Origin of the sequence: Pulveribacter sp. (assembly GCF_032079985.1) — a bacterium.
Classification (GTDB): Bacteria; Pseudomonadota; Gammaproteobacteria; order Burkholderiales; family Burkholderiaceae_C; genus Melaminivora.
On record NZ_DAMATK010000001.1, the window covers coordinates 566,015 to 578,724 of the forward strand.

The window sequence follows — 12,710 nt, forward strand, 5'->3', positions numbered from 1 at the left end:
GCGACATCGGCTAGCGGCCGCGCTCCAGCCGCTCGGCGAAGAATTCGGGCAGGCCGCTGGCGCGCACGGCGGCGGCGGCGGCCAGGTGGTCGTAGGCCACGCGGTGGAAGGTGATGGTGGCGGCCTGGGCGTCGAACAGCGCGTACATGGCGCGCGGGTCGCCGTCGCGCGGCTGGCCGCACGAGCCCACCAGGGCCAGCCACTGGCGGTGCGGCGGCACCGGCACGGGCACGCCCGGCTGCGGTGTGAAGCGCATCAGCTTGGCGGTGGGGGTGAGGAAGTACAGGGCCTGCTCGTGCACATGGCCGCTGAAGACATAGCGGATGGCCGGGTCCACCTGGGTGGCGGCGGCCATGCTGCGCTCGGCGGCGCTGCTGTCGGTCACGTAGTGCCAGCGCTCGGGCGCGTCGGCGCTGGCATGCACCAGCAGCGCGTCCATGCCGGCGCGCGCCGTCAGCGGCAGGCCGGCCAGGAAGGCGCGCTGCGCGTCGGTCAGGCGCGGGGCGGTCCACTGCGTGCTCTGCTCGCCCAGGTTGCGCGCCTGGGCGGGCGGATGCAGCACGGCTTCGTCATGGTTGCCGCGCACGGCCAGCGCGCCCTGGTCTACCAGCGCCATGGCGCGCTCGAGCAGCGGGCCGGGGTCCGCGCCGTAGCCGACCAGGTCACCCAGCAGGGCGATCTGGTCGGCACCCTGGGCCCGGGCATGGGCCAGGCAGGCGTCGAAGGCGGGGACGTTGGCGTGGAGGTCGGACAGCAGGGCGAGCTTCATGAACAGCGGGCAGGCGGCGTGCGGGGCAGCCCTTGATGATGGCGGCTGAAACTGAGCGCTGGCTTGCAGCGGGCCGCGGCGCAGCCTAGGGAAAACGCGCAAGGCCCCGGCGAACCGGGGCCTTGCGCCGTGCGGACGGCTCGGTCAGGCCAGCGTCAGCGCCACGTCGATGTTGCCGCGCGTGGCGTTGGAGTAGGGGCAGACCTGGTGGGCGGCGTCCACCAGCTTTTGCGCCTGTTCGCGCTCCAGCCCCGGCAGGCTGATCGTCAGGCGCACGGCAATGCCGTAGGCGTTGGGGATGGGGCCCAGGTCCACCTCGGCGTCCACCGCAACGTCCTGCGGCACGGCAACGCCCAGCTTCGGGCCGACGGCCTTCAAGGCGCCAATGAAGCAGGCCGAGTAGCCGGCGGCGAAGAGCTGCTCGGGGTTGGTGCCCGTGCCGCTGCCGCCGGGCGCGGACAGCTTCACATCCAGGCGCCCGTCGTCGGTGCGCGAGGCGCCGTCGCGTCCGCCGGTGGTGTGGGCGCGGGCGGTGTACAGGACTTTGTCGAGGGAGGCCATGTGTGTTCCTTTCAGAAACGGAGGGGAAGGTCAGCGCGCGGCCAGGCGGTCGCGCAGGGTGGTGAGCTGGCGCGTGAGCGCCTGCAGCTCGGAGATGTCGCACTGGCTGCGCTGCATGACGCAGCACGGAATGTCCTCGGCGCGCGCGCGCAGCGCACGGCCCTCGGGCGTGAGGGTGATGCGTACCCGGCGCTCGTCCTGCGGGTCGCGCTGGCGCGCCACCAGGCCAGCGGCCTCCAGCCGCTTGAGCAGCGGCGTCAGCGTGCCGGAATCCAGGAACAGACGCTCGCCCAGCTCGGAGACGGTGAGGCCGTCGCGCTCCCACAGCGCCAGCAGGGCTACGTACTGCGGATAGGTCAGGCCCAGTGCGTCCAGCAGCGGCTTGTACAGCTTGGTCATGGCCAGCGACGCGGAATACAGGGCGAAGCAGACCTGGTGGTCCAGGCGCAGCAGCTCGGAGGGCAGGGGGGAGGGGCGGGACGGGGAAGCCATGGCTGTATTATTTCGTGCAATTCAATTGCGCGCAATTGAATTATCGATCTTGTTGTAGGGATGGGTTGATTGGTGCTATTGAAAAATGAGCTGCTAGCGCTTGCTGGACAAGCGTTTGAGGCCGATTTGGCTTGAAAACGTCAGAGCCTGGCGGGCCGGGGCCAGGCCCGGCCGGGCTTGTCTGGCTGTGTCAGTAGGCGGTGCGCACCGCGCCGCGCGCCTCGGGGCGGAAGGCGGCGGCGAGGCCGTCGGCGGCGTCGCGCAGCAGCATCATGTCCATGCCCACGGCGACGAACTGCGCGCCCAGCGCCAGGCATTCGCGGGCGCGGGCCTCGTCGACCATCAGGATGCCGGGCGCCTTGCCGGCGGCGCGGATGCGGCGGATGGCGTCGTCGATGGCGGCGCGCACGGCCGGGTGGCCGGCGTTGCCGGGGTAGCCCATGCTGGCCGACAGGTCGGCCGGGCCGATGAAGATGCCATCCACACCATCGACGGCGGCGATCGCCTCGATGTTCGTCAGCGCCTCGGCCGTCTCCACCTGTACCAGCAGGCACAGCTCGCTCTCGGCGCCCTGCACATAATCGGCATCGCGCCCGTAGTGCGAGGCGCGCATGGTGCCGCCCATGCCCCGGATGCCGCGCGGCGCATAGCGCATGGCGGCCACGGCGGCGCGGGCCTCCTCGGCGCTTTGCACGAAGGGCAGCAGCAGCGTCTGCGCGCCGATGTCCAGCAGGCGCTTGATCAGCACCGGGTCGTTCCACGCGGCGCGCACCACCGCATGCGAGCGCCCCAGCGGCTCGGCCCCTACGGCCTGCAGTTGCTGCAGCACCAGCGGCACGTCGGCGGGCGTGTGCTCGGTGTCCAGCAGCAGCCAGTCAAAGCCCGAGCCTGCGACCAGCTCCGCCGCATAAGGCGAGGCCAGCGTGCACCACAGGCCGATCTGCGCCTGGCCGGCGGCCAGGGCGTGCTTGAAGGTATTGCGTTGAGGCATGTCCTCTCCTTGAAAGCTGCGTACCACCCCTTGCGCTTGCAACTGGCGCGCCCCCAGCGAGGGCAGGCGAGCAAGGGCCGCCCCGCAGCGAGGGCTGCGTCCCCCTGCCCGCAACGCGCAGCGTTGCGAGAGCGGGGGGAAGCCGCGTAAGCGGCTCAGGGGGGTGTCAGTACGTATACACCCCGCGGCCCGTCTTGCGGCCCAGGCGCCCGGCGGCCACGTATTCCTTGAGCAGCGGGCAAGGGCGGTACTTGCTGTCGCCGAACTCGGTCAGGTACACGTCCATCACGGCCAGGCACACGTCCAGGCCGATCATGTCGGCCAGCGCCAGCGGGCCGATAGGCTGGTTGCAGCCCAGCTTCATGCCGGCGTCGATGTCCTCGGGCGTGGCCAAGCCCTCGGCCAGCACGAAGAAGGCCTCGTTGATCATCGGCACCAGGATGCGGTTGACCACGAAGCCGGGCGCGTTCTTCACGGTGATGGGGCTCTTGCCCAGGCGCTCGGCGAGCTGCTTGACGGCATCGTGGGTGGCGTCGGAGGTCGCCAGGCCGCGGATGATCTCTACCAGCGCCATCATGGGCACGGGGTTGAAGAAGTGCATGCCGATGAACTTGTCGGCCCGGCTGGTGGCGGCGGCCAGCTTGGTGATGGAGATCGACGAGGTGTTGGAGGCGATGATGACCTCGGGCGCCACGAGCGCGTCCACCTGCTTGAGGATCTTCAGCTTGAGCTCGTAGTTCTCGGTGGCGGCCTCGATCACGATCTGCGCGGCCTTCAGGTCGTCGTAGCTGGTCGAGGTCTTGATACGCGCCAGGGCCGCGTCCTTGTCGGCGGCGCTCATCTTGTCCTTCTTGATCAGGCGGTCCAGGCTGCCGGCCACGGTGGCCAGGCCTTTTTGCACGGCGGCGTCCGAGATGTCCACCATGACCACGTTGATGCCGGACACCGCGCAGGCCTGCGCGATGCCGTTGCCCATGGTGCCCGCCCCAATGATGCCAACGGTCGAAATCGTCATATAAGCAATCCTCTTGTAAACGCGAAAAGACAAACCCCGAGATCGTATCGGCATCGGCCCGCGCGGGCCGCGCCTGCGGGACAGGGAGCGAAAAATACCGAGGAGACAAGCCCATGTTCGACTACGTCGTGATCGGGGGCGGCGCGGCCGGCTGCGTGTTGGCCGGCCGCCTGAGCGAAGACCCCGCCGTGCGCGTGTGCCTGCTGGAGGCCGGTCCGCCCGACACCAGCGTGCTCATCCACTGCCCCGCCGGCCTGGCGGCCATGGCCAAGACGGAGATGTTCGGCTGGGGCTTCACCACCGTGCCGCAGGCGGGCCTGGGCGGGCGCGCCGGCTACCAGCCGCGTGGCAAGGTGCTGGGCGGCTCCAGCTCCGTCAACGCCATGGTCTACATCCGCGGCCAGCCAGCCGACTACGACCACTGGGCGGCCCAGGGCAACCCCGGCTGGGCTTGGGCGGACGTGCTGCCGTACTTCCAGCGCGCCGAGCACAACGAGCGCGGCGCCGATGCCTGGCACGGCCAGGGCGGGCCGTTGAACGTGGCCGACCTGCGCTCGCCCAACCGCTTCAGCCAGGTCTTTGTCGACGCCGCCGTGCAGGCCGGCCACGCACCCAACCGCGACTTCAACGGTGCCACGCAGGAGGGCGTGGGCCTGTACCAGGTCATGCACAAGAACGGCGAGCGCCACAGCGTGGCCAAGGCCTACCTTACGCCGCACCGGGCGCGGCCCAACCTGCAGGTCGTCACCGGCGCGCAGGCCACGCGCATCCTCTTCGAAGGCCGGCGCGCCGTGGGCGTGCAATATCGCCAGGGCGGGCAGCTGAAGGAGGCGCGCGCCCGGCGCGAGGTGCTGCTGAGCGCCGGCGCGCTGCTGTCGCCGCAGCTGCTCATGCTCTCGGGCGTGGGGCCGGCCGACGAGCTGCAGCGCCACGGCATCGCCGTGCTGCACCACCTGCCCGGGGTGGGCCGGCACCTGCACGACCACCCGGACGTGGTGCAGGTGGTCAACGCGCCCCGTCTGACCGAGCTGTTCGGCCTGTCGCTGCGCGGCGGGCTGAACGTGGCGCGCGGCATCGGCGCATGGCGGCGCCAGCGCACGGGCCCGCTGACGACCAACTTCGCCGAGGCCGGGGGCTTCCTCAGGAGCCGGCCCGGCGAGGCCGCGCCCGACCTGCAGCTGCACTTTGTCATCGGCAAGCTGGTGGACCATGGGCGCAAGACCGTGTTCGGCCACGGCTATTCGCTGCACGTGTGCCTGCTGCAGCCGCAAAGCCGCGGCAGCGTGCGCCTGGCCAGCGGCGACCCGCTGCAGCTGCCGCTGGTCGACCCCGGCTTCCTGGCCGAAGCCGATGACGTGGCCCGCCTGGTGCGGGGCTTTCAGATCGGGCGCCGCATCCTGCAGCAGGGCGCGCTGGCCCAGTACGGCGGCCGCGAGAGCCCGGCGCTGGCAGCGGCGCAGACCGAGGCGCAGATCGAGCAGTTCATCCGCCGGCACGCCGACACCATCTACCACCCCGTGGGCAGCTGCCGCATGGGCCCCGGCGCGCTGGACGTGGTGGACGCCGAGCTGCGCGTGCGCGGCCTGGCGGGGCTGCGCGTGGTCGATGCGTCGGTCATGCCGCGCATCGTCAGCGGCAACACCACGGCGCCCACGGTCATGATCGCCGAGAAGGCCGTCGACCTGCTGCGCCGCGCGGCTTAAGGAAATCTTAGGCTTTGCATAAGCGTTTTTTAGCAGCGCGCCGCGGACGGCGTTCCTAGACTTTCCCACCATGCAAGCGCAGGCATGGGGCCTGCGGGCAGCACCCCCGCAAGCGGGGGTTTTGAGGAAAGCACAGCATGAAGATGGACCCCCGCGAGATCGCCGAAATCGCCGCCGCCCAGGCGGCCCAGCCGCGCCTGGATTTGTACGCCGGCATCCACAAGGCGCTGCGCGCCTTCATGGCCGACACCCTGCTGGCCGTGGGCCGCATGGACGTGCATGACGACCTGGAGCGCGCCCAGGCCTGCCAGCAGCTCCTGGAGCTGCTGGCGTTGTGCCGTTCCCACCTAGACCATGAGAACCACTTCGTGCACGCCGCCATGCAGGCCCGGGCCCCCGGCTCCAGCCAGCGTGTGGAGGACGAGCACGCGCAGCACCAGCGCGACATCGCCCGCCTGGCCGTCGGCACCCACGCCCTGCTGGCCGCCGGCAGCGCGGAGCGCGCGGCGCTGGCCCATGCGCTGTACACCGGGCTGGCGGCCTTCGTGGGCCACAACTACGCGCACATGCAGGTGGAGGAGACCGAGCACAACGCCGTGCTCTGGGCCCACTACAGCGACGAGGAACTCATGGACCTGCACAACGCGCTGGTGGCCTCCATCCCGCCGCAGGAGATGATGCTCACCATGCGCTGGATGATCCCCTCCGTGTCGCCCGCCGAGCGCGCGGCCATCCTGGGCGATATGCGTGCCCACGCACCGGCGCCCGCCTTTGCCGCGGTGCTGGACGCCGTGCGCCCGCACCTCACGCAGGCCGCCCGGGCCAGGCTGGAGCAGGCCCTGGCTGCCTGAATCAGCCGGGCATCTCCTCCAGCCGCACCGGCGCGCCCAGGCACAGGCGAAAGCGCCCGCGCCCGGTCTTCTCGATGCGGATGGGGGTGCTGCTTTCCTGCAGCCGGCGTTGCAGCAGCAGCAGCCGTGCCTCCAGGTTGTCGGCCACGTCGGGCAGGCGGATGCGCGGGTCCAGGCGCAGCTCGCGGTTGGTGAAGTCCACGCGCCCTGTGGCGCCGTGGTCGCGCAGCAGCTTGGCGAAGATGGCGCCGGCCACGCCCTTGATCAGGTAGTCGTCGCCGACGAAGACGCTGTCGTTGGCCGTGAAGTGGCGCACGCACAGCGCCGGGCCGCTGGCGGGCGGGGCGGCGGGTGCGGGCTGCGCGGCCTCCAAGGGCTCGGCCGCGGCCTGCAGCAGGTCGATGGCCGCGGCCAGTTGCCCGGCCAGCGTGGCCAGCGCGTCCTCCTCGGGGTAGCGAAACTGCAGGTCCAGCGGGCTCTCCACGAACAGCACGCCCAGCACCCGCCCGCAGCTCACGAGCGGCACGGCCAGCTGGCTGTGCGGCGCGGGCAGGCCGGGGTAGGGAATCTCGAGGCCGGCCGCGGCGCCGGGCGCCTGCAGGCTGCTGCGCACCACGTGGCTGTACAGGGCGGCGTGGGTCATGTGGCTGATGCGCACCGGCGTGCCCTCGCGCGCGGCCACGCCGATGACGCCCTGGCCCAGCCTGATCTCCGAGCCCACGCCCGAACGGGCGTAACCCAGACTGGCCACGGTGTAGAGGTGGCCCGCCGCGGCGTCAAGCATGAGCACTAGGGCATGCTGCACGCCCAGGTGCTCCTGCAGGCCGGCGAGCACGGCCTGCAGCAGCTCGGCCAGCGTGCCGCAGCGCGCCAGGCGCTGGCTGCACAGGCGCACGGCGCCCAGCAGATCGGCGCGCGGCGCGGCCGGCGCCAGCCCTTCGCCCGGCACGGCCTCGACGCGCTCGACGGCATACACGTCGGAGCCCTTGAGCTGAAAGACCTCCGCCATGCCCGACAGCGACGCGATGCCCGCCAGCTGGGCCCGCATGCGCTCGAACAGCGCTCCCGCCGTCTCGGTGCGCAGGTAGCGCAGGTGCAGGCGGTAAAAGCGCGCCGTGACCGGGTCCAGCACCAGCACGTTGGCCCAGGGGTTGGCCAGGATGTTCTGGCGCGTCTTGTTGAAGAACTGGAACGACAGCGCCACGTGACCCTCGTCCACGTAGACCACCTGCGAGATGTAGGCCACGTTCGGCGTCCCATCCGGCGCGCAGGTGGCCATGATGGCGGGGATGGCGCCTTCGAGGCAGGCGCGGATGGAGCGCAGCTTGGGCGCGGCTTCGGTCATGGGGTGGCCCGGGGCTGCTGCAGCGGCGCGCCGGCGTGCGGGCCGGGCGTCTGGTCGAAGGCGGACTCGGGCGTGAACTCCACGGCCACCACGTCGTGCGGCGGCGCAGCCAGCATGGCCGCCACGTAGTCAGGGCCGTAGCCCACCTGGCCCACGGCGCGCTGCATGGCCGCCAGGTAGCGCCGCAGCCCGGCGTCGTCCTGCGGCCCGGCGGGGCGCAGCGTGGCGGCAGTGGCTTTCACCTGCAGCGTGCGGTGCGAGGGCGGGTCGCTGAACACCACGGCGACGTGGCCCGTGGCCGCAATGTCCGCCAGCAGCTGGTGCGACTGGCTGGGCCGCAGATACACGGTGACGTGCTGCCCGTCCGGGCTGATGCGCGCGCCCACGGCGCGCATCACGCTGGGGCGCAGCGCGGCGTCGCGCGAGGCCACGATGGCAGACACGCCCTGCTCCACCAAGGCGATGTGCGCGGCGCTCAGCAGGCCGGTCATGCGCGAAAGCGCCGGCGCGTGAGCGCCAGCGCCACCCAGAAGGCGGCGGTCGTGGTGAGCGCCAGCACCAGGCCGTGGCGCAGGGGATGGGCCGGCCACTGGTCCATGAACAGCGGGCGCACCAACTCCACGGCGCTGGTCAGCGGCAGCCAGTCCGAGGCGATGCGCACGGGCGTGGGCAGCTGGTCGCGCGGGAAGAACACGCCCGACAGGAACATCATGGGCGTGAGCACCAGCGTGAAGTAGTAGGTGAAGAAGTCGTAGCCCTTTGCCAGGGCGTTGAAGATCAGCGCGATGCTGGAAAACATGATGCCGGCGAAGAGCAGCACCGGCCAGGCCACCAGCAGCTTGGGACTGTGGCTGATGTTCAGCGCCAGCATCACGCCCAGGATGGCCGTGACGGTGAACAGCGCCTTGAAGGCGGCCCACAGCATCTCCCCCAGCAGCACGCTGTCCAGGCTCATGGGCGCGTTCATGATGCCGTCCCAGGTCTTTTGCACGTGCATGCGCGAGAAGGCCGAGTACAGCGCCTCGAAGCTTGCCGCGTTCATGGCGCTCATGCAGATGGAGCCGCTGGCCAGGAACAGGATGTAGGGCACGCGCTGGCCGTCCACGTCGACCTGGCCCACCAGCGCCCCCATGCCGTAGCCGAAGGCCACCAGCCACATCAGCGGCTCGGCGATGTTGCCCAGCAGGCTGGGCACGGCCAGCTTGCGCCACACCAGCAGGTTGCGCAGGAAGACGGGCCACCAGCGGCCCGACAGGTCCGGTGCGCGCCAGATCGAAGGAGTGTTCATGTCAGCCTTCCTCCCGGATCTGCCGGCCCGTGAGCTTGAGGAACAGGTCCTCCAGGTTGGCGGGCCGGTGCAGCGTGCGCAGGGGGGTGCGCGCGGCCAGGGCCTGCAGCAGCGGCCGCGCGTCGCCGGTGTAGAAGAAGACGGTCTCGCCGCTGACTTCCACGCGCTGCGCCAGGGGGCGCAGCTGTGCGTCGCCGGCCAGGGCCAGGGCGCCGCTGCCGTAGGCCTCGACCACCTCGCGCTCCAGGTGCTCGGCGATCAGCTCGCGCGGCCGGCCCTCGGCGATCTTGCGGCCGTGGTCCAGCACCAGCAGGCGCGAGCACAGGCGCTCGGCCTCGTCCATGAAGTGTGTGGTCAGCAGGATGGAGGTGCCTTGCTGCAGCAGCAGTTGCAGCCGCTCCCACAGCAGGTGGCGCGCCTGCGGGTCCAGGCCGGTGGTGGGCTCGTCCAGCAGCAGCAGACGCGGCTCGTTGACCAGGGCGCGGGCCAGCGACAGGCGCCGCCGCATGCCGCCCGACAGTTCGCCGGGCTTGGCGCCGGCCTTGTGCGTGAGGGCCGCGAATTCAAGCAGGCGAGGGATGCGCTCGCCCATGGTGCGCGCGCCCAGGCCGAAGTAGCGGCCGAACACGGCCAGGTTCTCGGCGCAGGTGAAGTCCGGGTCCAGCGTGTCGAACTGCGTCACCACGCCGAGCTGCGCCTTGATGGCCAGCGCGTCCTCGGGCATCTGCAGCGGGATGCCGCCGGCGTGCAGGCGCACCGTGCCGCCGTCCGGCGCCGTCAGGCCCAGGCACATGCGGATGGTGGTGGTCTTGCCGGCGCCGTTAGGGCCGATCACGCCCAGGCACTCGCCCGGCGCGATGGCGAAGGTCACGCCGTCGACCACGGTGCTGCCGCCGTAGCGCTTGCGCAGGTCGGTGACTTCCAGCAGGGGCGGTGGATGCATGGCGTGGCGGTTTTATAGCAAAAAGGCCTCTAGCCCTTGCCCATCAAGCGCAAGCAGCTATGGAATTGATAGTTGCAGTGGCCGCATCCTGTAGCTGCCCGCGTCCCTGCGCCTTGGCCGCGTAGAGCGCAGCGTCGGCGCGCGCGAGCAGCGCGGGCAGGTCTTCCGCACCCGCCTCGAGCAGCGCCAGCCCGGCGCTGTAGTCCAGCGTGTGGCCCAGTTCCGCCGGAGCGGCGGCGCGCAGCGCCTGGCGCAGGCGGGCCTCCAGCGCCCGGGCGGAGGCCGCGTCGCCATGCAGCAGCAGGCAGAACTCCTCGCCGCCCAGGCGCGCGGCCAGGTCGCTCTCGCGCTGCTGGTCCCGCATCAAGCGGCCGAACAGGCGCAGGGCCTGGTCCCCGGCCTCGTGGCCCAGGGCGTCGTTGACGCGCTTGAAGTGGTCCAGGTCGAGCATGAGGGCGGCCAGCGGCTGGCGTTGGCGCACGGCGCGGGCCAGCATGGCCTGCGCCTGCTCCTCGAAGCCGCGCCGGTTCAGCAGGCCGGTGAGCTCGTCGGTCACGACCAGGGAGCGCAACTGCTGGCTGGTCTCGTCGCGCCAGGCACCCAGCACGCTGGCAAACATGGCCGTGATGCACAGGCTGCTCAGGATGATGAAGGCCTGGTTGACGGGCCCCTGGCTGGCGTAGCTGTGCGGCACGCCGCCCAGCCAGGCCCAGGCGGCGCGGGACCACAGCCCCAGCACCACCGCGCCGCCGGCGCCGCACAGCACCCAGCGCCAGCGGCGCGCGCTTTCGCGGCCAGGACGCAGGCACATGCGCGCCAGGATCAGCAGCCCCAGGCCCTGCACGGCACTGAACCAGACGAAGCGCGCCAGTGCGTCGGGCCACAGCAGCGCAAAGCCCGCCGGGCCGGCCAGGCAGCACAGCAGCAAGGCGCGGCGCCCAGGGCGTGGGCCCAGCCACAGCGCCAGCGCGCCGCCCAGGGTCCATTGGCCCAGCATGGTCACGGCCGCGGTGCCGGTCAGGACCCATGGTGCCCAGAAGTTGCCCCGCGGCGGACTGGCCACGAACAGCGAGGTCCACGCCACCGCCTGCAGCAGGAAAAAACGCTGCGCCCGCCGCGCGGCGGGGCTGATGCGCCGCCCCATCACCAGCGGCAGCAGCGCGGCCATGGTCACCAGCTGGCCCGCCGTGAGCAGGCCAAGCGAGGCGACGTCCAGGGCGCGCATGGCGGGTCCGGCAGGCGTTACTGGAACGCCACCTCGGCAAAACTGCGCAGCTTGCGGCTGTGCAGGCGCTGCACGCCGCCCTGGCGCAGGATGTCAATGGCGCGCATGCCGATGAGCAGGTGCTGCTGCACGCGCTCGCGGTAGAAGTGGTTGGCCATGCCGGGCAGCTTGATCTCGCCGTGCAGCGGCTTGTCGCTCACGCACAGCAGCGTGCCGTAGGGCACGCGGAAGCGAAAGCCGTTGGCGGCTATTGTTGCGCTCTCCATGTCCAGCGCCACGGCGCGGCTCTGGCTGAAGCGGCGCTGGGGCAGGTTGTCGGGCAGCAGCTCCCAGTTGCGGTTGTCGGTGCTGGCCACGGTGCCGGTGCGCATGATGCGCTTGAGCTGGTCCTGCGGCATCTGCGTCACGTCGGCCACGGCCTGCTGCAGCGCCACCTGGATCTCCGCCAGCGCCGGGATGGGCACCCACAGGGGCAGTTCCTCGTCCAGCACATGGTCCTCGCGCACGTAGGCGTGGGCCAGCACGTAGTCGCCCAGCTGCTGGCTGTGGCGCAGGCCGGCGCAGTGGCCCAGCATCATCCAGGCGTGCGGGCGCAGCACGGCGATGTGGTCGGTGATGGTCTTGGCGTTGCTCGGGCCCACGCCGATGTTGACCATGGTGATGCCGCTGCGGTCGCCCCGCACCAGGTGGTAGGCCGGCATCTGCGGCAGGCGCGGCGGCGCCAGGCCGAGCGCGTCCTCGGCCTCGGCCGGCAGGTCGGTGCGGCGCGTGACCACGTTGCCGGGCTCGATGAAGGCGACGTACTCGCTGTCCGCGCGGGCCATCTCGGCATGGCCCAGGCGCACGAACTCGTCGATGTAGAACTGGTAATTGGTGAACAGCACGAAGTTCTGGAACCACTCGGGCTGGGTGCCGGTGTAGTGGCGCAGGCGGTGCAGCGAATAGTCCACGCGCGGGCCGGTGAACAGCGCCAGCGGCTGAGCCTCCCCCGGACGCTGCTGCCAGGTGCCGTTTGCGATGCCGTCGTCCATGGCCTCCAGGTCGGGCAGGTCGAACACGTCGCGCATCAGCAGGCGCCGCTCGGGGCTGAGCGTGCCTTCGATGTGGTCGTGCTCGGCGAACGAGAAGTGGATGGGAATGGGCTGGGTGCTCAGGCCCACCTCCAGCTCCACGCCGTGGCTGGCGCGCAGCAGCTGCAGCTGCTCCAGGTAGTAGCGGGCGAACAGGTCGGGGCGGGTCAGCGTGGTTTCGTAGCGCCCCGGCCCCTCCACGAAGCCGTAGGCCAGCTGGGTGGGCGCGCGCGCCACGGTGGTGGTCTGCAGCCGCACGTAGGGGTAGAAGGCGCGTACCGGGCCGGCGGGCACGCTGCCGGCCACGAAGTCGCGCATGGCGCTGCGCAGGTGCTCGATCTGCTGCTGGTACAGCCGCTGCACCTGCGCCAGGGCCTCGGCCGGGTCGCTGTGCAGGGTGGGCTCGGGAAAGTCGGGTAGGTGGGCCATGCGGGTATTTTCCATGGCCTGTATGACG

The 12,710-nt window shown here is 71.2% G+C and carries 13 protein-coding genes; 2 read left to right on the top strand and 11 right to left on the bottom strand.

Annotation, left to right across the window (positions count from 1 at the left end):
* Positions 1–10: 10 nt before the first annotated feature.
* The 5 genes from RT282_RS02590 to RT282_RS02610 all read right to left on the bottom strand — a co-directional run bounded on the left by RT282_RS02590 (position 11) and on the right by RT282_RS02610 (position 3,828).
* Positions 11–769 carry a metallophosphoesterase family protein gene (locus tag RT282_RS02590; protein ID WP_312756149.1) on the bottom strand — a complete coding sequence of 253 codons (759 nt, stop codon included), beginning with the start codon at positions 767–769 and terminating at the stop codon, positions 11–13.
* Between the two features lie 144 nt (positions 770–913).
* Entirely contained in the window at positions 914–1,330 is a 417-nt protein-coding gene (locus tag RT282_RS02595) for an organic hydroperoxide resistance protein (protein ID WP_313311593.1), read from the bottom strand.
* Positions 1,331–1,360: 30 nt separating this feature from the next.
* Entirely contained in the window at positions 1,361–1,822 is a 462-nt protein-coding gene (locus RT282_RS02600) for a MarR family transcriptional regulator (RefSeq protein ID WP_313311595.1), read from the bottom strand.
* Positions 1,823–2,012: 190 nt separating this feature from the next.
* Positions 2,013–2,813 carry an aldolase/citrate lyase family protein gene (locus RT282_RS02605; protein WP_313311596.1) on the bottom strand — a complete coding sequence of 267 codons (801 nt, stop codon included), beginning with the start codon at positions 2,811–2,813 and terminating at the stop codon, positions 2,013–2,015.
* 166 nt (positions 2,814–2,979) lie between these two features.
* Positions 2,980–3,828, bottom strand: coding sequence for a 3-hydroxybutyryl-CoA dehydrogenase (locus RT282_RS02610; RefSeq protein ID WP_312306940.1), 849 nt, complete (start codon positions 3,826–3,828; stop codon positions 2,980–2,982).
* A gap of 113 nt (positions 3,829–3,941) precedes the next feature.
* On the opposite strand from RT282_RS02610, the gene RT282_RS02615 reads away from it, so the two are divergent.
* Together RT282_RS02615 and RT282_RS02620 are read left to right on the top strand one after the other, a co-directional pair.
* On the top strand, positions 3,942–5,531 hold the full coding sequence (locus RT282_RS02615; protein WP_313311598.1) for a GMC family oxidoreductase N-terminal domain-containing protein: 1,590 nt from the start codon (positions 3,942–3,944) through the stop codon (positions 5,529–5,531).
* Positions 5,532–5,668: 137 nt separating this feature from the next.
* Positions 5,669–6,382 (top strand): hypothetical protein, encoded by a 714-nt coding sequence (locus RT282_RS02620; RefSeq protein WP_313083191.1) that lies wholly within the window; start codon positions 5,669–5,671, stop codon positions 6,380–6,382.
* A 1-nt stretch (position 6,383) separates the two neighbouring features.
* Here the strand turns inward: RT282_RS02620 and RT282_RS02625 are convergent, their stop codons facing one another.
* The 6 genes from RT282_RS02625 to RT282_RS02650 are packed head-to-tail and all read right to left on the bottom strand — an operon-like array spanning position 6,384 to position 12,682.
* A complete protein-coding gene (locus RT282_RS02625; RefSeq protein ID WP_313311599.1) occupies positions 6,384–7,727 on the bottom strand; it encodes a GAF domain-containing protein in 1,344 nt (447 codons plus the stop codon).
* A complete protein-coding gene (locus RT282_RS02630; protein ID WP_313311600.1) occupies positions 7,724–8,218 on the bottom strand; it encodes a pyridoxamine 5'-phosphate oxidase family protein in 495 nt (164 codons plus the stop codon). The genes RT282_RS02625 and RT282_RS02630 overlap by 4 nt, the downstream gene beginning before the upstream one ends.
* Positions 8,215–9,015, bottom strand: a complete 801-nt coding sequence (locus RT282_RS02635; protein WP_313311602.1) for an ABC transporter permease — start codon at positions 9,013–9,015, stop codon at positions 8,215–8,217. Before RT282_RS02635 ends, RT282_RS02630 begins: the two co-directional genes overlap by 4 nt.
* Before the next feature lies 1 nt (position 9,016).
* The gene (locus tag RT282_RS02640; RefSeq protein WP_313311603.1) at positions 9,017–9,958 is read right to left on the bottom strand and encodes an ATP-binding cassette domain-containing protein; all 942 of its coding nucleotides are present in this window, start codon (positions 9,956–9,958) and stop codon (positions 9,017–9,019) included.
* 43 nt (positions 9,959–10,001) lie between these two features.
* Positions 10,002–11,183 (bottom strand): GGDEF domain-containing protein, encoded by a 1,182-nt coding sequence (locus tag RT282_RS02645; protein ID WP_313311605.1) that lies wholly within the window; start codon positions 11,181–11,183, stop codon positions 10,002–10,004.
* 17 nt (positions 11,184–11,200) lie between these two features.
* Positions 11,201–12,682, bottom strand: coding sequence for an AMP nucleosidase (locus tag RT282_RS02650; RefSeq protein ID WP_313312590.1), 1,482 nt, complete (start codon positions 12,680–12,682; stop codon positions 11,201–11,203).
* Between the last annotated feature and the right edge of the window lie 28 nt (positions 12,683–12,710).